General features: G+C 72.5%; 16 protein-coding genes. 4 read left to right on the top strand and 12 right to left on the bottom strand.

What is annotated here, in order from left to right; all coding sequences use genetic code 11:
• Positions 1-148: 148 nt before the first annotated feature.
• Positions 149-2,596: an MMPL family transporter gene (locus IEJ02_RS16365; RefSeq protein WP_191065550.1), complete on the bottom strand. Its 2,448-nt coding sequence runs from the start codon at positions 2,594-2,596 to the stop codon at positions 149-151.
• A 128-nt stretch (positions 2,597-2,724) separates the two neighbouring features.
• On the opposite strand from IEJ02_RS16365, the gene IEJ02_RS16360 reads away from it, so the two are divergent.
• Complete coding sequence (locus IEJ02_RS16360; protein WP_191065549.1) at positions 2,725-4,215, top strand: M81 family metallopeptidase; 1,491 nt, start codon at positions 2,725-2,727, stop codon at positions 4,213-4,215.
• Between the two features lie 505 nt (positions 4,216-4,720).
• Here IEJ02_RS16360 and gatB read toward each other — a convergent pair.
• The 9 genes from gatB to IEJ02_RS16315 all read right to left on the bottom strand — a co-directional run bounded on the left by gatB (position 4,721) and on the right by IEJ02_RS16315 (position 15,606).
• A complete protein-coding gene (gatB, locus tag IEJ02_RS16355; RefSeq protein ID WP_191065548.1) occupies positions 4,721-6,226 on the bottom strand; it encodes an Asp-tRNA(Asn)/Glu-tRNA(Gln) amidotransferase subunit GatB in 1,506 nt (501 codons plus the stop codon).
• 15 nt (positions 6,227-6,241) lie between these two features.
• Entirely contained in the window at positions 6,242-6,481 is a 240-nt protein-coding gene (locus IEJ02_RS16350) for a hypothetical protein (protein ID WP_020868240.1), read from the bottom strand.
• A complete protein-coding gene (gene gatA, locus IEJ02_RS16345) occupies positions 6,478-7,971 on the bottom strand; it encodes an Asp-tRNA(Asn)/Glu-tRNA(Gln) amidotransferase subunit GatA (RefSeq protein WP_191065547.1) in 1,494 nt (497 codons plus the stop codon). Before gatA ends, IEJ02_RS16350 begins: the two co-directional genes overlap by 4 nt.
• A gap of 5 nt (positions 7,972-7,976) precedes the next feature.
• Positions 7,977-8,273 carry an Asp-tRNA(Asn)/Glu-tRNA(Gln) amidotransferase subunit GatC gene (gene gatC / locus IEJ02_RS16340; RefSeq protein ID WP_020868242.1) on the bottom strand — a complete coding sequence of 99 codons (297 nt, stop codon included), beginning with the start codon at positions 8,271-8,273 and terminating at the stop codon, positions 7,977-7,979.
• A 192-nt stretch (positions 8,274-8,465) separates the two neighbouring features.
• Positions 8,466-10,574, bottom strand: a complete 2,109-nt coding sequence (locus IEJ02_RS16335) for a putative bifunctional diguanylate cyclase/phosphodiesterase (protein WP_191065546.1) — start codon at positions 10,572-10,574, stop codon at positions 8,466-8,468.
• A gap of 291 nt (positions 10,575-10,865) precedes the next feature.
• On the bottom strand, positions 10,866-13,088 hold the full coding sequence (gene ligA, locus IEJ02_RS16330; RefSeq protein ID WP_191065545.1) for an NAD-dependent DNA ligase LigA: 2,223 nt from the start codon (positions 13,086-13,088) through the stop codon (positions 10,866-10,868).
• Positions 13,089-13,103: 15 nt separating this feature from the next.
• Positions 13,104-14,120, bottom strand: a complete 1,017-nt coding sequence (locus tag IEJ02_RS16325) for a methionine synthase (RefSeq protein ID WP_191065544.1) — start codon at positions 14,118-14,120, stop codon at positions 13,104-13,106.
• A 154-nt stretch (positions 14,121-14,274) separates the two neighbouring features.
• Entirely contained in the window at positions 14,275-14,964 is a 690-nt protein-coding gene (locus tag IEJ02_RS16320) for an SDR family oxidoreductase (protein ID WP_137979707.1), read from the bottom strand.
• Between the two features lie 165 nt (positions 14,965-15,129).
• Entirely contained in the window at positions 15,130-15,606 is a 477-nt protein-coding gene (locus tag IEJ02_RS16315; RefSeq protein WP_191065543.1) for an ATP-binding protein, read from the bottom strand.
• A gap of 290 nt (positions 15,607-15,896) precedes the next feature.
• On the opposite strand from IEJ02_RS16315, the gene IEJ02_RS16310 reads away from it, so the two are divergent.
• Both IEJ02_RS16310 and IEJ02_RS16305 read left to right on the top strand, forming a co-directional pair.
• Positions 15,897-16,751: a helix-turn-helix domain-containing protein gene (locus tag IEJ02_RS16310; protein ID WP_191065542.1), complete on the top strand. Its 855-nt coding sequence runs from the start codon at positions 15,897-15,899 to the stop codon at positions 16,749-16,751.
• A gap of 12 nt (positions 16,752-16,763) precedes the next feature.
• Entirely contained in the window at positions 16,764-16,961 is a 198-nt protein-coding gene (locus tag IEJ02_RS16305; protein ID WP_191065541.1) for a DUF397 domain-containing protein, read from the top strand.
• A gap of 111 nt (positions 16,962-17,072) precedes the next feature.
• Here the strand turns inward: IEJ02_RS16305 and IEJ02_RS16300 are convergent, their stop codons facing one another.
• Together IEJ02_RS16300 and IEJ02_RS16295 are read right to left on the bottom strand one after the other, a co-directional pair.
• Positions 17,073-17,600: an LOG family protein gene (locus tag IEJ02_RS16300; RefSeq protein WP_191065540.1), complete on the bottom strand. Its 528-nt coding sequence runs from the start codon at positions 17,598-17,600 to the stop codon at positions 17,073-17,075.
• A gap of 455 nt (positions 17,601-18,055) precedes the next feature.
• Positions 18,056-19,273, bottom strand: coding sequence for a glycosyltransferase (locus tag IEJ02_RS16295; RefSeq protein ID WP_191065539.1), 1,218 nt, complete (start codon positions 19,271-19,273; stop codon positions 18,056-18,058).
• A 3-nt stretch (positions 19,274-19,276) separates the two neighbouring features.
• On the opposite strand from IEJ02_RS16295, the gene IEJ02_RS16290 reads away from it, so the two are divergent.
• Positions 19,277-20,350, top strand: a complete 1,074-nt coding sequence (locus IEJ02_RS16290; RefSeq protein ID WP_223863942.1) for a helix-turn-helix domain-containing protein — start codon at positions 19,277-19,279, stop codon at positions 20,348-20,350.
• Positions 20,351-20,366: the final 16 nt, after the last annotated feature.

The raw sequence follows: 20,366 nt of genomic DNA, 5'->3' as shown, positions 1-20,366 counted from the left end.
TGTTCTCCCTGGTGACGAGTGGTTTCGTGGAACGCGTCCACTCTCGTCGCCCAACGGGGTCCGGCACATCGGGAGGCTGCCCGATCTTCGCTCGAACCGGGGCCTTAGGCGCCCCGCCCGAACGTCTGAGGAAGCCTGAGGAGGGTCCTTAGGGCACCGGAGACCGCTCCGTACCGGCCCGCGCCGCGCCGCCCGCGGGCTGCCCCGGCAGCGACACGGGCACCGGACCCGGCCCGGACGGCGGACCCTCGCCATCGCCCTCGGCGCCGACCTCGGCGCCGCCCGCGCCATCCCCCTCAGCGCCGCCCTCGGTGCCGCCCGCGCCGTCGCCCTCGGCGTCGCCCTCCGCCTCGATGCTGATCCTCGGCAGCAGCCGCTCCAGCCAGCCCGGCAGCCACCAGTTGGCGCCCCCGAGCAGATGCATCAGCGCGGGCACCAGGAGCGTACGGAGGACGAAGGCGTCCAGGGCGACCGCGGCAGCCAGCCCGATGCCGAACATCGCGATGATCCGGTCGCCGCTGAGCACGAATGCCGAGAAGACGGCGATCATGATGACGGCCGCGGAGTTGATGACCCGGCCGGTCTCGGCGAGCCCCACCCGGACCGCGGTGCGGTTGTCGCGGGTGCGCCGCCACTCCTCGTACATCCGGCTGACCAGGAAGACCTGGTAGTCCATGGAGAGCCCGAAGAGCACCGACACCATGATCACCGGCAGGAAGGGCTCGATCGGGCCCGCCCTGCCCAGCCCCAGCAGTTCGCTCCCCCAGCCCCATTGGAAGATCGCGACCACCACGCCGAAGGACGACGCGACGGCGGCCACATTCATGACCGCCGCCTTGATCGGGATGCCGATGCTGCGGAACGCGAGCAGCAAGAGCACACATCCCAGCGCCACCACCACCCCCACGAACAGCGGCAGCTTGCTCACGATCACCGCGGCGAAGTCGTCGTAGCCCGCGGTCAGCCCGCCCACGTAGACCCGCAGCGAGCTGCCCTCCTCGGCCCGGGGCAGCACCTCGGCGCGCAGCCGTCCGACGAGGTCGGAGGTGTCGCGTGACTGCGGTGCCGTCGTGGGGACGACCGTGATGACGCCGGTGTCGCCGCCTCCGCCCAGGTCCGCGGCGCTCACCGAGGCCACCCCGTGGATGGTGCGCAGGGTCTCGGGCAGTTGGGTGAAGGCCATACGGTCGTCGGCCCCGTCCATGCTGCCTATGAGCGTCAACGGGCCGTTGAAACCTGGTCCGAACCCCTCGGCCAGCAGGTCGTAGGCCCGTCGCGTGGTCGAGGCCGCGGAGCCGTTGCCCTGATCCGAGGTGCCCAGGTGGAGCGAGAAGGTGGGGAGCGCGAGCACCGCGATGAGGGCGGCCGCGACCGCCCCCAGCAGTTTGGGGCGGCGCTCGACGTAGAGCGCCCAGCGCGCGCTCAGGCCCTGTGACGCCGCGGCCTCCGGCCCCCGCTCGGCCAGCCGTCTGCGCTCCCTCCGGCTCAGGGCCCGCATGCCGATCAGGCCGAGCAGCGCGGGCAGCAGGGTGAGCGAGGCGGCGACCGTAAGGGCGACGGTGAGCGCCGCCGCGACCGCCACCCCGTTGAGGAAGGACAGCCGCAGGACGAGCATGCCGAGGAGCGCGAGACAGACGGTCGCGCCCGCGAAGACCACCGCGCGCCCCGAGGTGGCCACCGCGCGCTGTGCGGCCTGTTCGACCGACAGCCCCCGCCGCAGCCCCTTGCGGTGCCGGGTGACGATGAACAGCGCGTAGTCGATCCCCACGCCGAGGCCGATCAGCATGCCCAGCATGGGCGCGAAGTCGGCGATCGTCATGGCGTGGCCGAGCAGCCCGATGGCCGCGTACGCGGTGCCGACGCCGATGAGCGCGGTGGCGATCGGCAGCAGCGTGGCCGCGAGCGAGCCGAAGGCGAGGAAGAGCACCACGGCGGCCACGCCGACCCCGATGGCCTCGCTCAGATGGGCGGGCCCGGTCCGCTCGGTGAGCCCGGCGCCCGCGCCGCCCATCTCGACCTGAAGGCCCTTGGCGCCGGAGGCGGCGGAGCGGACCGTGTCGAGCACCCGGCGCACCTCCGCCTCGCCCAGGTCGGCGGCGGGTTCGCGGAAGACGACGGTGGCGTAGGCGGTGTGCCCGTCGGCGCTGATACGGCCGTTGTCACCGGCCTCGCCGAGCCCGCCGGACCCGCCCAACCGGCCAGTGTCACCGGCGCCGTACGGACCGGTCGCGGGGTCGGCGCCGTACGGGCCGGTCGCGGAGACGGCGCCGTACGGACCGGTCACGGAGGCGACTCCGGGCAGGCCCGCGACCTGTCGCAGCGCCGCCGTCATCCGCCGCTCGACCTCCGGCGCGCGTACGGTGCCCGCGCCGTCCGCGGTGTGCCAGACGATGGTGTCGCTGTCCCCCGCCCGGTCCGGCAGCCGCCGCTCCATCAGGGCGGAGACCTTGGAGGAGTCGGTGCCCGGGATGTCGTAGTCGTTGGAGTACGCCGAGCCCGTCACGGCCGCCGCCGCGGCGACCCCGGCGAAGGCGGCCAGCCACAGCACGATGACGATGACGCGGCGCCTGAGACACCAGCGGGCGAGTGCGGCCATGGCTGCTTTCCGGGTCGTGCGCCGGGGGGCGGCGTGATGTGCTTGTGACCTGGCACTCTGCCAGGCGAAAAAGATCCTTTGTCCCCTTTGTGGGCTTCACCACATGCGGGAGGGGGAATTCGGAGAGCATGAATCCTGCCGCGTCCGGAGGCCGCCGCCCGCGTATCGGCATCGGCGGTATGCACATCGAGTCCAGCACCTTCAGCCCGCACCGCGCGGCCTACGACGACTTCCGCGTCACCCGCGGCGCCGAGCTGCTGGACCGCTACGCCTGGACCCGGCCGGACGGCGAGCTGGCCGGGCGCGCCGAGTGGGTGCCGCTGCTCCACGCCGTCTCGCTCCCCGGCGGCCCGGTCGAGCGCGGGACCTACGACCGGATCAAGGACGAGCTGATCGAGCGGCTGCGCCGGGCCGGTCCGCTCGACGGGCTGGTGTACGACATCCACGGCGCGATGAGCGTCGTGGGCCTGGAGGACGCCGAGGGCGATCTGACCGAGGCGGTACGGGAGGCGATCGGGCCGGACGCGCTGATCTCCGCCGCCATGGACCCGCATGGCAATGTCTCCCGCCGCTTCGCCGGCCGGCTCGACCTGATCACCGCCCACCGGCTCGCCCCGCACGAGGACGCCTGGGAGACCCGCGAGCGCGCCGCCCGCAAGCTGGTGGAGCGCCTGGCCTCCGGCAGCGGCCGCCCGCACCTGGCCTGGGTGCAGATCCCGGTGCTGCTGCCCGGTGAGCGCACCAGCACCCGTCTGGAGCCCGCCAAGTCGCTGTACGGGCGGCTGGCAGCCGTGGAGGCGATGGACGGTGTCGTGGACGCGGCGATCTGGGTGGGCTACGCCTGGGCCGACGAGCCGCGCTGCCGGGCGGCCGTGGTGGTGACCGGCGACGACCCCGTGCTCGCCGTCGAGCAGACCCGTTCCCTGGCCCGCGAGTACTGGGAGATGCGCCGCGACTTCACCTTCGTCGGCCCCACCGGCGGCGCCGACGAGTGCATCGCCGAGGCGGTCGCCTCCTCCGCCCGCCCCTTCCTGATCAGCGACTCCGGCGACAATCCGACGGCCGGGGGCGCCGGGGACCTCGCCTATATGCTCGGACGGCTGCTGGCCAACGAGGACCTGGCCGCCGGCCGCGCCACCGCCCTGCACCCCGGGATCACCGATCCGGCGGCGGTCGCGGAGTGCATCGCCGCCGGGCCGGGCGCGACGGTCCGGCTGTCCGTCGGCGGCGGGATCAGCCGGGGGACGGCGGACCACGCCGCGCCCTGCGAGCTGACCGGCGAGGTGGTCGCCCTGCGCCGGGACGACCCGGTCGGCGGGGACCTCGCGGCGGTGCGGCACGGGGGCGTCACGGCGATCCTGGTCAGCCGCCGCAAGCCGTTCCACACCCTGGCCGACTTCGGCGAGCTGGATCCGCGCGGCTATGACCTCGTCGTCGTCAAGATCGGCTATCTGGAGCCCGAGCTGTACGACTTGGCGGCGGACTGGCGGATCGCGCTCACCCCTGGCGGGGTGGACCAGGATCTGGCGCGCCTGGGCCACCGGCGCCTTGTGCGGCCGCTGTACCCCTTTGACGACGAGGGGTTCGAGGTGCCGCATCTGGAGCCGCTGCTGCTGTAGGGGTGTCCGGGCTGCTCTGGGGTCCGGGCCGCTCTGGGGTCCGGCGGGTCTTGGCGCCTGCGGCGGGCCACGCGGCGGAGCCGCACATCGACGCTTTCCCCTCCCCGCCCCTTCCCGAAACTGGGGCTCCGCCCCCAGACCCCGGCCGGACACCCCGGATGCGCGCGGGCATCCGCCCGGTCATCCGACGCGGGGGCGTGCGACCGCGATCAGCCCGCCGGTGCAGGTGCTCACGCCGCCACCGCCCGCCCTGCGGGCGCCCTGGCTCCCTGCTCACCGGCCGACTGCTCGACCGCCGCGTCGCAGGCGGCTCGGTCCGCCCTGGCCGGGTAGCTGATCGCGGCGGGGCGACGCCCCGGGGTCCAGGGGCGGAGCCCCTGGTAGCGGGAAGGGGCGGGGAGGGGAACGAGCCGCCGGGCGCCCCCGAGCGCGTACGACGGCGGCGGGGTGCGCTCTCGCGCGCCCCGCCGCCGTCGGGCAACGAAACGGACGAACGTCCGGCCGGTCAGCCCTCGACGCCCAGCTTCTCCAGGATCAGCTCGCGCACCCGCGCCGCGTCCGCCTGGCCGCGCGTGGCCTTCATGACCGCGCCGACCAGCGCACCCGCCGCCGCGACCTTGCCGCCGCGGATCTTGTCGGCGATGGCCGCGTTGGCCGCGATCGCCTCGTCCACGGCGGTGCCCAGCGCACCCTCGTCCGAGACGACCTTCAGCCCGCGCTTGGCCACGACCTCGTCCGGGTCGCCCTCGCCCGCGAGGACGCCCTCGATGGTCTGGCGGGCCAGCTTGTCGTTGAGCGAGCCCTCCTTGACCAGCGCGCACACCCGGGCCACCTGCGCCGGGGTGATCGGCAGCGCCGCGAGCTCCACCCCGTCCTCGTTGGCACGGCGGGCCAGCTCGCCCATCCACCACTTACGGGCCTGGTCGGCCGGGGCGCCCTCGTCCATCGTGGCCGTGATCAGGTCGATCGCGCCCGCGTTGAGCACCGACTGCATCTCGTGCCGGGACAGGCCCCACTCCTCGCGCAGCCGGTTGCGGCGCACCCGCGGCAGCTCCGGAAGCCCGCCGCGCAGCTCCTCCACCCACGCCCGGGCGGGGGCGACCGGCACCAGGTCGGGCTCGGGGAAGTAGCGGTAGTCCTCGGCCTCCTCCTTGACCCGGCCGGAGGTCGTGGAGCCGTCCTCCTCGTGGAAGTGGCGGGTCTCCTGGATGATCGTGCCGCCGTCGCCCAGCACCGCGGCATGGCGCTGGATCTCGAAGCGGACCGCGCGCTCGACCGACCGCAGCGAGTTGACGTTCTTGGTCTCGGAGCGGGTGCCGAACTTGTCGGCGCCCCGCGGGCGCAGCGACAGGTTCACATCGCAGCGCATCTGGCCCATCTCCATGCGCGCCTCGGAGACCCCGAGCGACTTGATGAGCTCGCGCAGCTCGGTCACATACGCCTTGGCGACCTCCGGGGCCTTCTCCCCGGCGCCGACGATCGGCTTGGTGACGATCTCGATCAGCGGGATCCCGGCCCGGTTGTAGTCCAGGAGGGAGTGCTGGGCGCCGTGGATGCGGCCGGTCGCGCCACCCACATGGGTGGACTTGCCGGTGTCCTCCTCCATATGGGCGCGCTCGATCTCGACGCGGAAGACCTCACCGTCGACATCGACGTCCAGATAGCCGTTGTAGGCGATCGGCTCGTCGTACTGCGACGTCTGGAAGTTCTTCGGCATGTCCGGATAGAAGTAGTTCTTCCGGGCGAAGCGGCACCATTCGGCGATCTCGCAGTTGAGCGCGAGCCCGATCTTGATGGCGGACTCGACGCCGGTCGCGTTGACCACCGGGAGCGAGCCGGGCAGGCCGAGGCAGGTGGGGCAGGTCTGCGTGTTGGGCTCGGCGCCCAGCGCCGTGGAGCACCCGCAGAACATCTTGGTCTTGGTGCCGAGCTCGACGTGCACCTCGAGCCCCATCACGGGGTCGTAGGTGGCGAGGGCGTCCTCGTACGACACCAGTTCAGTGACGGTCACGGAAAAACTAACCTCTCAGTCCGCGAGGACGTCGTCGTCGCCCATGCGCTTGAGCTCGCGGATGAGCAGGGCGACGCCGGTGACGATGGCGGCGGCCGAGACCACCGCGTCGGCCAGCTGCAGCTTGTCGTTCTCGAATCGGGCCTTCTTGGCCTGCTTCGCCACACTGACCGCGCCGAACAGCGAGGTCGCGATGGACAGGTAGGTGCCGGGCCTGGACTTCTTGAAGCCCTTCGCCTTCTTGATCGCACTCATAGGGACGGTGCCTCCTCGATCAGCGGATGGCCCCACTTGTCGATGAGCGCGGCCTCGACCGCGGCACCGACCTTGTAGAGCCGGTCGTCGGCCATGGCGGGGGCGATGATCTGCAGTCCGACCGGCAGACCGTCCTCCGGCGCCAGACCGCAGGGCAGTGACATGGCCGCGTTCCCCGCGAGGTTGGTGGGAATCGTGCAGAGGTCGGCCAGATACATCGCCATCGGGTCGTCGGCGCGCTCGCCGATCGGGAAGGCGGTGGTCGGGGTGGTCGGCGAGACCAGCACGTCGACCCGCTCGAACGCCTGCTCGAAGTCGCGCTTGATCAGCGTACGGACCTTCTGCGCGGAGCCGTAGTACGCGTCGTAGTAGCCGGAGCTGAGCGCGTAGGTGCCGAGCATGATCCGGCGCTTGACCTCGGCGCCGAAGCCCTCCGCGCGGGTGAGCGCGGTGACGTCCTCGGCGGACTTGGTGCCGTCGTCGCCCACCCGCAGGCCGTAGCGCATGGCGTCGAAGCGGGCCAGGTTGGACGAGCACTCGGACGGCGCGATCAGGTAGTACGCGGCCAGCGCCTTGTCGAAGGACGGACAGGAGATCTCCTCGATCTCGGCGCCCAGCTCCCGCAGCAGCTCCACCGACTCGTTGAAGCGCTGCATGACGCCGGCCTGGTAGCCCTCGCCCGCGAACTCCTTGACGACGCCGATCCGCATGCCCCGCACGCTTCCGTTGCGGGCGGCCTCGACGACGGCCGGGACCGGCGCGTCGATGGAGGTCGAGTCCATCGGGTCGTGCCCGGCGATGACCTCGTGCAGCAGCGCCGCGTCCAGCACGGTGCGGGCGCACGGGCCGCCCTGGTCGAGCGAGGACGAGAACGCCACCATGCCGTAGCGGGAGACCCCGCCGTACGTCGGCTTGACCCCGACCGTGCCGGTGACGGCGGCGGGCTGGCGGATCGAGCCGCCGGTGTCGGTGCCGATGGCGAGCGGGGCCTGGAAGGAGGCCAGCGAGGCGGACGAGCCGCCGCCGGAGCCGCCGGGGACCCGGGTGAGGTCCCAGGGGTTGCCGGTGGGGCCGAAGGCGCTGTTCTCGGTCGAGGACCCCATGGCGAACTCGTCCATGTTGGTCTTGCCGAGGACGATCACATCCGCGTCCCGCAGCCGCTGGGTGACGGTCGCGTCGTACGGCGGGATCCAGCCGTCGAGGATCTTGGAACCGACCGTGGTCGGAATCCCCTTGGTGGTGAAGATGTCCTTGAGCGCGAGCGGGACACCGGCCAGCGGGCCCAGCTCCTCGCCGCGCTCCCGCTTCGCGTCGACGGCGCGCGCCTGGGCGAGCGCCCCCTCGCGGTCCACGTACAGGAAGGCGTGCACCTTCTCGTCGACGGCCTCGATACGGGCCAGGTGCGCCTCGGTCACCTCGACGGCGGTGACCTCGCCGGAGGCGATCCTGGCGGCGATCTCGGCCGCGGTGAGCCTGGTCAGGTCGGTCACGGTGGTCACTCCTCCCCCAGGATCTGCGGCACCTTGAAACGCTGCTGCTCCTGGGCCGGGGCGCAGGCCAGCGCCTGCTGCGGGGTCAGGGACGGACGGACCTCGTCCGGGCGCATGACGTTGGTCAGCGGCAGCGGGTGGGAGGTCGGCGGAACGTCTTGGTCGGCGACCTCGGAGACGCGGGCGACCGCGCCAATGATGTCGTCGAGCTGTCCGGCGAAGTGGTCGAGCTCTTCGGCCTTCAGCTCCAGACGCGCCAGCCGGGCGAGGTGGGCGACCTCCTCGCGCGTGATGCCAGGCATGCAGCGATCCTCTGGGTGAGTGTGAAGTGTTTCGGCCCCAATCCTATGGCTCTCCCCACACGGCGCGCGAAAGGCTTTGGCGCACCCGCGTTGTGGGCAATCGTTCTGCGGGGCGGAACGGGTGGGCACAACGCCACCCACCGGCCCGCACCCGGCAACGAAACGCCAACGCGCAGCACCGGCGCCACGCGCCTACGTCACCGGCTGATCCGCGTCCTCTTCCGCGGGAGTGGCTTCCTTACTCGACGGCTCCGCCGTCTCGCGGTGCCAGCCACCCTCGCCCCGCGCCCGCAGCCACGCCGTCATCTCCTCCGGCGGCATCGCCGCGGCCACCAGCCAGCCCTGGACCGCGTCGCAGCCCAGATCCCGCAGCCGCTCCCAGGTCTCGTCGTCCTCGACGCCCTCCGCGACCACGAGCAGGCCCAGCGAGTGGGCGAGGTCGACCGTACAGCGGACGATCTCCGCGTCCTCGTTGTCCACGGCCAGCCGGGCCACGAAGGAGCGGTCGATCTTGAGCTCGCTCACCGGCAGCCGCCGCAGATGGACCAGCGAGGAGTATCCGGTGCCGAAGTCGTCGAGCGACATCTTCACCCCGTGCCCGGTGAGCCCGGCCAGGGTGTCCGCGGCCCGCTGGGGGTCCTCCAGCAGGACGTGCTCGGTTATCTCCAGCTGCAGGGCGCCCGCCGGGACCCCGTGCCGGGCCAGCCGCCCGGCTACCGCGCCCGCGAAGCCGGGGGTGTGGACATCGCGCGGCGAGACATTGACGGCGACGGGCACCTCGAGGCCGTCGGCGCGCCACCGCGCGACCTGGCCCAGGGCCGTCTCCAGGACGTACTCGGTCAGCCGGGGCATCAGCCCGGAGCTCTCGGCCATGGAGATGAACTCGTCCGGCGGCACCTTCCCCCGGTCCGGGTGCACCCAGCGCACCAGGGCCTCCAGGCCCGCCACATGCCCGTCGAAGCCGACCTTGGGCTGGTAGTGCAGCTCGACGTCGCCCGCGTCCAGGGCGCGCCGCAGATCGCCGAGCAGACCGAGCCGGTCGGGGGTGTTGCCGTCGCGCCGCGCCTCGTACAGCTCGACACCGCTGCGGTCGCGCTTGGCCTGGTACATCGCGACGTCGGCGCGGCGCAGCAGCCCCTCGGCGTCCAGGGCGTGGTCGGGGTAGACGGCGACGCCGGCGCTGGCCTCGAGCACCAGGGTCAGCCCGTCCAGGTCGAGCGGGGAGCCGAGGTCGCCGACGAGGACGCGGGCGCTGCGCTGGGCGCTGGTGAGCGAGTCGGTGGTGGGCAGCAGCACCGCGAACTCGTCGCCGCCGAGCCGGGCCACCTCCGCCCCGCGCGGCAGGGCGAGCCGCAGCCGCTCGGCGATCTGGAGCAGCAGCCGGTCACCGGCCAGATGGCCCAGGGTGTCGTTGACCGAACGGAAGCGGTCGAGGTCCAGCAGCACCAGCGCGGTGCGGGTGCCGGCCCGCTCGGCCTCGTCCAGCGCGGTCCAGGTGCGCTCCAGCAGCCACTGGCGGTTGGGCAGCCCGGTGAGCGGGTCGCGCAGCTGCTCCTCGGCGCGGACCCGGGCGATCCACAGCGTGGAGTCCAGGGCGACCAGCGGCACCGCGAACAGCGGGAGCAGCAGCGGGGTGTCCCCGGCGACGACCACGATGAGGGGGGCGATGCCGAGGAGCGCGATGCCGACGAGGGCCTGCCGGAAGAGGGCGGTGCGGGCGACGGTGGGCAGCCCGGCGCCGGGCGGGGCGAGGGAGCACCACAACAGGGCGCGCGTCACCGCGAGATAGACGAAGGCGGCCAGGGCCGTCTGGGGGATGGCGGACACCTGCCAGGTGTCGGTGCGCCAGGGGTGTTCGACGGAGGGGGTGGTGCCGAAGGCGGCGAGGGTGAGGGCGGCCGCGCCGACCCCGAGGATGTCGACCGCGCCGTGCAGGGCGGCCTGCCGCCATCGGTGCCGGCGGGCGGCGCCGACCAGGACGACCACGGCGAGGCTGACCAGCACGGCCGGAATCCAGCCGTAGAGCAGCAGCGCCGCCAGGGTTAACGCGGCCCCGGAGCCGGTGCCGCCCCACCAGCGGTCGCGGCCGAGGGCGACCAGATGGCCGACGATGATTCCGGTGAGCACGGCGAGCGACCAGCCCACGGTTCCGTCGGGAAAGAGCGCATTGCCCGCGTCGAGCACTCGGAACACTCCGATACCGAGTGCGAAAGCCGCCATGGCGACCGCAGCGGCCGGCAGCGCGGGCAGCACGGCCCGGCGCAGCCGCGACGCCGGGGCGGCGCTTTCGGTCGGTTTCATACCCGTCCCTCTCACAGCCGGCGGTGCCAGCGCCACGGCGGGCGCACACCTCAACAGTAGGCGGCAGAAGGGGAAGACGGGCGGCGATCGGCGACGGTTCCCCGAATGCCGCCCGACGATCCATGACCTTCTGCTATGCGCTGTAAGGGTGATGCCCGCCGGCTGTACCCGGGAAGTGCTCCCAGTCGTAATCCGGCCAGGTTTGGACCCATTGAGCGGACAAGATGGCCGGAGCACTGCGCCGGATGGGTGGAGCGGCTACTCCAACCGCCGCTCCACCGGCCATCCGTGCTACTCCGCGGACTCTTCCCCGGACTCTTCCGCGGGCTCTTCCCCGGGCGTCAACGCGACCTCTCTCGCCGCGTCGGGACCCTGTTCGAGCAGGACGCCAAATCCGTCCTCATCGAGCACGGGAACCTTCACCTGCATGGCCTTGTCATACTTCGAGCCCGGATTGTCGCCGACTACCACGAAATCGGTCTTTTTCGAAACCGATCCGGTGACTTTGGCACCACGGCTCTGCAGCGCCTCCTTGGCCCCATCCCGGGTGTACGACTGCAGCGTTCCGGTGACGACGACGGTGAGCCCCTCCAGCGGACGAGGGCCTTCGTCCTCGCCGCCCTCCTCCTCCAGCCGGACCCCGGCGCGCCGCCATTTCTCGACGATCTCGCGGTGCCAGTCGACCGCGAACCACTCCTTGAGCGAGGCGGCGATGGTGGGCCCGACCCCCTCCACGGCCGCCAGCTCCTCCTCGTCCGCCTCGGCGATCCGGTCCAGCGAGCGGAATTCCCGGGCCAGCGCGGTGGCGGCGACGGGGCCAACATGACGGATCGAAAGGCCGGTGATGATCCGGGCCAGCGGGCGCTCCTTGGCCGCCTCGATATTGGCCAGCATCGCCAGGGCGTTCTTCTTCGCCTCGCCCTTCTGGGTGGCGAAGAAGGTGACGACCTTCTCCTCACCGGTCTCCGGATCACGCTTGGGCAGTCCGCTGTCCGGGTCCAGTACATACGACCGAATGGGCAGCAGTTGTTCGATCTTCAGGTCGAACAGATCGCCCTCGTCCTTCAGCGGCGGTTCGGCGGGTTCCAGCGGCTGGGTGAGGGCGGCCGCGGCGACATAGCCGAGGTTCTCGATGTCCAGGGATTTCCGCCCGGCGAGATAGAAAATCCGCTCGCGCAGCTGCGCCGGGCAGGACCGGCCGTTGGGACACCGCAGATCGACATCGCCCTCCTTGGCGGGCTGTAGCGGCGTATCGCACTCGGGGCAGGCGGCCGGCATCACGAATTCCCGCTCGCTGCCGTCCCGCAGATCGACGACCGGGCCCAGGATTTCCGGAATGACATCGCCCGCTTTGCGCAGCACCACGGTGTCACCGATCAGCACGCCTTTGGCCTTGACCACATCCTGGTTGTGCAGCGTCGCGAATTCGACCTCCGAGCCCGCGACCGTGATCGGCTCGACGACCGCATAAGGCGTCACCCGCCCCGTGCGCCCCACACCCACCCGGATGTCCACCAGCTTGGTGTTGACCTCCTCGGGTGGGAACTTCCAGGCGATCGCCCAGCGCGGCGCCCGCGAGGTGGAGCCCAGCCGCCCCTGCAGCGGGATCTCGTCCAGCTTGACGACCGCGCCGTCGATCTCATGCTCCACCGAGTGCCGGTGCTCGCTCTCGCCGTAGTACCGGATGTACTCCCGCACGCCCTCGATCGAGTCCACCACCGAGAAGTGGGCGGCGGTGGGCAGCCCCCACTCGTGCAGCAGCTCGTACGCCTGCGACAGCCGGTCGATGTCGAAGCCCTCGCGCGCCCCGATGCCGTGCACCACCATGTCCAGCGGCCGGGACGCGGTGATCTTCGGGTCCTTCTGGCGCAGCGAACCCGCCGCCGCGTTCCGCGGGTTGGCGAAGGGCGGCTTGCCCGCCTCCACCAGCCGGGCGTTCAGCTCCGCGAACCGCTCGCGGGGCAGGAAGACTTCGCCGCGCACCTCCACCAGCGCCGGGACGCGGTCGCCCGTCAGCCGGTTGGGGATCTTGGCGATCGTCCGCACATTGGGGGTGATGTCCTCGCCGGTGCGGCCGTCGCCACGGGTCGCGGCGCGGGTCAGCCGGCCGTGCTCATAGGTGAGGTTGACCGCGAGGCCGTCCACCTTCAGCTCGCACAGGAAGTGGTACGAACCGCTGCCCAGCTCCTTGGCGATGCGGTCCGCCCAGCCGGCCAGCTCCTCGTCGTCGAAGGCGTTGTCCAGGCTGAGCATCCGCTCGCGGTGCTCGACCTCGGTGAACTCCGTCTCGTACGCCCCCGCGACCTTCTGGGTCGGCGAGTCGGGCGTACGGAGCGTGGGGTGCTCCTCCTCCAGCGCCTCCAGCTCGCGCATGAGCTTGTCGAACTCGGCGTCACTGACGACCGGCGCGTCCTTCACGTAGTACCGGAAGCGGTGCTCCTCGATCTGCTCAGCGAGCCTGGCGTGCCTCTCCCGCGCCTCGGCGGGGACCTCTGACTGCTGTTCGCCGGCCACCGTGTCGTCCTTCCGTTACTCAGGGTTGTCCGCGAGCGATCTCGCCGCCCGGACGCAGTGGGCCAGCGCGGCGCGGGCGTACCCGGGCGAGGCGCCCGCGAGCCCGCACGACGGGGTGACCACCACCGACTCCGCGAGAGTCGCCGGTGCCAGCCCCAGCCTGCGCCACAGCGTCCTGACACCCTCGACGCTACCGGCAGGGTCCGACAATGGGGTGTCGGTGCCGGGTACCGCGCCGATGAGGAGTGCCGTACCGCCTTCCACGGCTTCCCCGATCGCCTCCTCCTCACCCTCCGTGAGCAGCGACAGATCGAAGGAGATCCCCGCGACCCCCGCGCGCCGCAGCAGCCCGAACGGCACGGCCGGCGCGCACGAGTGCACCACCACCGGCCCGTCGGCCGCCTCCACCAGGGTCCGCAGCGCGCCCTCGACCACGCCCCGGTCCACGGCCGCGTGGGTGCGGTAGCCGCTGGCCGTACGGACGCTCCCGCGCAGCACCGACGTCAGCGACGGCTCGTCGAGCTGCAGCACCACCTCGGCGCCCGGCACCCGGCGGCGCACCTCCGCCAGATGGGCGCGCACGCCCTCGGCGAGCGAGGCCGTGAGGTCCCGGCAGGCCCCCGGGTCGCTCAGCGCGGCCTCGCCGCCGCGCAGTTCGAGGGAGGCGGCCAGGGTCCAGGGCCCCACGGCCGACACCTTGAGCGCGCCCTGGTGCCCCTGGGTGAACTCCTCCAGCGCGTCCAGGTCCTCGCCCAGCCAGGAGCGGGCCCGCCGGGTGTCCCGGCCCGGCCGGTCGCTGATCCGCCAGCCGCTGGGCTCGACATGCGCGTACAGCTCGACCAGCATCCCGGCGGTGCGCCCGATCATGTCCGCGCCGGGCCCGCGCGCGGGCAGCTCCGGAAGGTACGGCAGGGCCTCCAGCGAGCCGGTGACGGTCTTCGCGGCCTCCCGCGCGTCGCCGCCCGGCATCGATCCGACGCCGCTTGCGGTTCCGGGGGGCCAGGGGTGGGTGGTGGTGCTCTTCTCGCTCACGTAAGCGCTCCGCTGAAAGCGTTGATGTGCCGTCGGTCGTCTGCGGCAACATTGTGGCTGGTCGCGCCCACGCGGCGGAGCCGCACATCGACTCGGCCCCGCGCCCCTTCGGGGCGCCTCCCGAACCGGAGTCGACCTCCGCCGCCGAGACGGCTCAGCCGCGGGGGCGGACCTGGAGGTCGGTGATCTCGGCGTCACGCGGCAGGTCGAGCGCGGTCAGGATGGTGCTCGCCACGGTCTCGGGCGCGATCCAGCGCTCCGCGTCGTACTCCTTGCCCTCCTGCTGGTGCACCTTCACCTGCATCGGGGTGGCCGTGCGCCCCGGGTAGACCGTGGTCACCCGGACGCCGTTGCCGCTCTCCTCCCAGCGCAGCGCGTCGGCCAGCGCCTTGAGCCCGTGCTTGCTGGCGGCGTACGCGGCCCACTGGGCGTTGGCGCGCAGCCCGGCACCGGAGTTGACGAAGACGACATGCCCCTGGGCGAGCCGCAGCTGCGGCAGCAGCAGGCGGGTCAGCTCGGCGGGCGCCACGAGGTTGGCGGCGAGCTGGCGGTTCCACGCCTTGGGGGTCAGCTCCCCGACCTCGCCCAGGTCGACCACTCCGGCGATGTGCAGCAGCGAGTCCAGCCGGTCGGGCAGCGTCTGATGGCCCAGCGCCCAGGACAGCCGGTCCGGGTCGGCCAGGTCGCCGACGACCGTCCGCACCCCCGGGAACCGCCCGGCCAGCTCCTTCGCCCGCCCGGCGTCCCGCGCGAGCAGCCACAGCTCGTCGCCGCGCTCGGCCAGCCGCTCGGTGACCGCCGCGCCGATGCCCGAGCCTGCCCCAGTGATCAGATGCGTTCCCATGCTCCCCAGCTTGCCTCACCCAGGGACGCGCCCCGCCGACGGTCCCGGCTTGGTCCCGGCTTGGCGCGATCCCATGCCCGAAACCCGCGCGGGCTTCCCGCCGAGCGCTCCCATCCTGTAACGGGTCCGGCGCTTGCTGTAGCCGCGGTCCGGCGCTCTGCAGGCTCAGGCGGCGAGGGCCGGAACCGGTGCCGACGGCGGCCCACCCCAGGACAGCTCGAACCACAGCGTCTTGCCGCCGAGCCCGAACGGCTCTTCTCCGATGGCGCAGCCGCCCCAACGGTCGGCGAGGACGTCGAGGATGAACAGGCCGCGCCCCTTCTCCAACTCGGTCGACACCGACTCTGCGGACGGCTTCAGTGGCTCGGGCAGTTCGGGGTTGGTATCCGTGACGCTGATCCGGAGGACGGGATGCAGCCAGAGCAGACGCACGGAGGCGTGGTTGCCGGAGTAGCGGACGGAGTTGGTGGTCAGCTCGGACGTCAGCAGCGCGGCCCGCTCGACGAGTTCGCGCAATCCGTGCGCGGTCAGCACGGCGCGCAGGGTGGCCCGGACGATCCCCGGGCCGCGCGGATCGCGAGGGAAGCGGAGCTCGTACTCCCAGGGCTCGGTGAACAGCAGCGGCGGCGGAAACGGGGTCACGCGGCACCTCCGGTGCGGGTTTCGTTCGCGGTACGTGGGTGTGTTCGCGGGCGCCGACGCTCGTTGGGTCGAGTGGCGCAACGGTGTCAGTGCCGTTCGCCCTCCCGGGCAGGGGCGAACGGTGCGCTTCCGTTGCGGGGCGGCGGCGCGGGCGAGTGGTTCGCATCACAAGCTAGAGCACAATCCTTCACACGTGATGCCACCTCCACTATCGAGTGAATAATTGGCGCCTCACTCGACGGCTGCGAGCCCCGCTGCCAAACTCAGCTTGCAGCGCAGAGAGAGGACCAATGGCATCAAGACCTGCCCCTACGGCCCGCCAGCGTCGTTTGGCCACGGAACTTCGTCGCATGCGCGAACAGGCTGACATTTCGGTCCAGCAGGCTGCGGCCATGCTCGGAGCGGACCGAACGATGGTCGCTCACATCGAGGCCGCCCGGACCAGGGTGAGCGAGGAACGCGTTCGCCAACTCGCGTGCAACTACGCATGCCCCGATGAAGCTCTCATCGAAGCCCTCGCAGCCATGGCCGGTACACGCGGAGACCAGCCCTGGTGGGAGGAGTACCGAGGCAAGCTACCGGATGGCTTTCTCGACATCTCCGAAATCGAGCACCACGCCACGCGGATCCGTACCGCTCAGACGGTGCACCTCCCGGGGCTACTGCAAACCGAGGAGCATGCCCGCGCGATCTTCGATCTTTCCGTGCCAGCGCTGCGACGCCTGGACGTAGAGCTGCGCGTCGCCCACCGAATGGGCCGTCAGGGCATCTTCGATCGGGAATGCCCTACCCCTTACGTCGGCATCATTCATGAGGCGGCGCTACGGATGCAGTTCGGCGGACCTGCTGTGGCCCGACCGCAGCTTGAGTTCCTGGCCGATGCTGCCGACCGCGAGAACGTCACGCTACTGGTCATCCCGTTTAGCGCGGGAAGCTTCTACGGTGCCGGGCAGTCGATCCTCTACGCAGAGGGACCGGTGCCCCAGCTCGACACCGTGCAGTTGGATACGGCGTACGGAGCGCACTTCGCCGACTCCCCTACACCGCTGGCCAACTATCGTTCGCTTCTGGACCTGATGGAAGACTCCGCGCTCCCGCCCGACGAGTCGCAGAAGCTCATCCGGTCCATCGTCCGTGAGATGTGAGAGGAGCCATTCGTGCACGAGCGCACCTGGCAGCGGTCGTCGTTCTGCAGCGGCGGCGGCAACAACTGCATAGAGGTCGCCGCCGACGACAGTGACATAGCCATCCGGGAGAGTTCGGAACCCAGCACCGTTCTCCATACCGACAGGATCGCGCTCCGCACGTTCATCTCCGGTGTTAAGCGCGGGCACTTTGACCGGTTGCCGAACTGACACGCTGTCGTCGGAGTGTGCGACGGTCAGACGGGGAGCCGCCACCTCGGGGCCTCTGCCTGCGCGCCGGGCGTCGCGCGGCGCGGATGCATGTCTCCAGCGGCACCCGCGTCAGACGGACTCCAGGTACGTTATGGCCTCCACCCCGTTCTCCGCGAAGAAGACCAGCTCGCTCAGCGGCCGGGGCAGGAACCCCTCCTCCTCCATCCGCTGGAACTGCTGCTTCAGGCCGTCGTAGAACCCTGCCGCGTTGAGCAGCACCACCGGCTTGATGTGCAGCCCGTGCTTCTTCAGCTCCAGGATCTCGGTCGCCTCGTCCAGCGTCCCGGTGCCGCCGACCATGATCACGACGGCGTCGGCGCGGGCGAGCAGCTGCGCCTTACGCTCGGCGAGGTCCTTGGCGATCAGCATCTCGTCGGCGTTCTCCCGGGCCTTGGCGGCGAGGAACTCCACCGAGATCCCGACCAGCCGCCCCCCGTGCTCCTGCACCCCGTCCGCCATCACCTTCATCAGCCCGACGTCGGACCCGCCCCAGACCAGCGTGTGCCCGCCCTTGCCGATCAGCTCGGCGAACTCGCGGGCGGGGGTGGTGTAGCGGTCGTCGAGGTCGGCGGCGGAGCAGAAGACGCAGATATTCATGCGCGCCACTCTACGAGCCGGGTCGGACACCCCCGCCGTCCCGCGCCACGGGTCGCGCCGTGCGGCGGATCTTTCCCCTCCCAGCCCCTTCCCGCAGCATCGATTTGCGGCTCCGCCGCGTGGCAGGGGCTCCGCCCCTGGATCCCGAGGGCGAGGACCCGGAGCCAGGGCCAGGGCCCGGAGCCAGGGCCAGGGGCACCTGGGTTCTGGGAGGGGGCAGAGCCCCGGCCCAGGGCTGGGGCCCGGAATCCGGAACCTGGAGCGGAGCCCCGGGTCCGGGGTCTGGGGCGGAGCACCAGTTTCGGGAAGGGTCGGGGAGGGGAACAGCCCGCCGCAGGCGGCAAGGTCCGTCGGACACCCCTGGTGGGGGCGACAGCGCGCCCGACCCCGTCATCGTGTGTGCTGGGTCAGGAGGAGCCGGGGCCGCCGAGGAGAGATGCCCTCCGCGCCCGGCCTTACCGCCTGCCCACCGCGCCGATGTGGGCCAGCACCGCCGCCGCGCCGTCCTCCGCGGCGATGGCCTCGGCGAGCTCCGTCGCCCGGCGGCGGAGGGCGGGGTCGGTCAGGCAGGTGGTGATCGCCGTGGCGAGGGATTCGGCGGTGAGAGCGTCGAGCGGCAGCGGCCGGAGGGCGACTCCGAGGCGGTGGAGTCGCGCCGCCCAGAACGGCTGGTCGGCCATGGCGGGCACCGGCACCGCGGGGACCCCGGCGCGCAGTCCGGCCGCGGTGGTGCCCGCTCCGGCGTGGTGGACGACGGCGGCCGTGCGCGGGAACAGCCAGTCGTGCGGGAGGTCGCCGACCGCCAGGACGTCGTCCCCGGCCGCCGTCAGCCCGGCCCATCCCGCCTGCACCACCGCGCGCACCCCCGCCCGGGCCACCGCCGCCGTCACCAGCTCGCCCAGCCGCTCCCCCTCGCCCGGCGCCATGCTGCCGAACCCGATGAACACCGGCGGCGGACCGGCCTGGAGGAAGTCGACCAGCTCGGCCGGGGGCCGCCAGTCCCGGGGCCGGGCGGGCCACCAGTAGCCCGCGACCTCGACCCCGGACGGCCAGTCCGCCGGGCGCGGTATGACCAGCGGGCTGAAGCCGTGGAAGACCGGCCGGAGGTCCGCTCCGGTCGTCCGCGCGGTGGCGGGCGGCAGCCCGAGCCGGGTGCGCAGCCCCGCCACGGCGGCCGCCTGGAGCGCTCCGGCGTCCGCCAGCAGCCGCTGCCCCGCCGCCAGATTGCCGTCCGGCCCGAGGTCGTCGGCGTCCGTCGCACCGGCGAGCGGGAACTCCCTCGTGGCACAGGCCGGTGCGAGAAAGGTGCCGATGACGGGGACGCCGGACGCCTCACCGGCCACCCGGCTGAGCGCCGCCGGGCCGAACGCGGTGAGCACCAGGTCGGCCCCGTCCGCCACCGCCGCCGCCACCCCGTCGGCGAGCCGGTCCAGGAACGCCGCCATCGCCGCCCGCGCCTCGTCCCACGAGGCCGCCCGCGCCCTGGCGCGGATCAACTCCCGGGGATCGCCCGGCAGCGGCCGGTGGTCCAGACCGCATCCGTCGATGAGCCCGGCGAAGGGCGGGTGCGCGGCTACGGCCACCTCATGACCGGCCTCCAGCAGCCGCCGCCCCAGGCCCGTGTACGGAGCGACGTCCCCGCGCGAACCGGCAGTCACGATCAGAATCCGCATGTGATGATCCTCCTCGGCGAGCGCCGCCCGGCGCGCACCCGGACGACGGCGTTCGCCACGGACGCTAAGGGCTCCTGCGCGGTGGAGGTTCAAGCAGCGATGACGGGCGGCACCCAAGGCGGCGCCCAGGACGGCACCCAAGGCGGCGACACGATGGGCATCGGCGAGCTGGCCGCGCGCACCGGACTGCCGGTGAAGACCGTCCGCTACTACTCGGACGCCGGGCTGCTGCCCGAGAGCGGACGCAGCCCGGGCGGCCACCGCAGATACGCCGCGGACGCGCTGCCCAGGCTCCAGTTGATCCAGCGCCTCCGCGCGCTCGGCACGCCCATCGCCGCGATCGCCGCGGTCATGGCGGGGGAACGCTCGCTGGGTGAGCTCGTCGGCCGTGAACTGGGCGCGGTGCGGGAGCAGTTGCGTGCGCTCACCTGGCGCCGGGCCGCGCTGCGCGCGCTGGACGACTGCCCCGCGCCCGAACGGCTGCGCCGCCTCGCCCTGCTCGCCGGGGTGGGCAAGCCGGACGACGCCCACGACCGGCTGGTGCGGTACTGGCACTGGGCGCTTCCGGCCGGACTGCCGCGCCGCCTCGCCCAGGCCGTCATCGACGGCGCGGTGCCCACGCCACCGGCCGCCCCGACCACCGCGACCGTCCTCGCCTACGCCGAGCTGCATGCCCTGGCCACCGCGGACGACCGGCGCCGCCAGCCGCAGCCCCACCAGGTGGGCGACGTGGCGTCGTTCTACGCCGGTCTCCTGGACGCCTGCGCGCTGGCCGGTGAGGCCCTGGCGGCCGGCTGCCCGGACCGGCTCGCCGAAGCGCACGGCCACTTCGTGCGCACCTACGCCCGCGTCGACGGCCACGACGACACACCGGCGTTCCGCGCGCGTCTGCGCGCCCTGTTCCGCCGCGGGGCGCGCACCGGTTCGTTCTCGCTGCGCTACTGGCGACAGGCCCTCGTCATCACCGGCGGGACCCCGCCGAAATCCGCGACCTCCGGCCAGGGGCACCTCGCGGCACCGCTCGCCGCCCTGCACCACCGGGTCGCGGGCCTCCCCCTGACCGCGAACGCCCGGTGAGCGCCCCGGGGTGGCC

The organism is Streptomyces sp. 5-10 (genome assembly GCF_014712245.1).
Taxonomy (GTDB): domain Bacteria; phylum Actinomycetota; class Actinomycetes; order Streptomycetales; family Streptomycetaceae; genus Streptomyces; species Streptomyces violaceusniger.
This window is presented reverse-complemented; position numbering and strand designations above follow the sequence as displayed.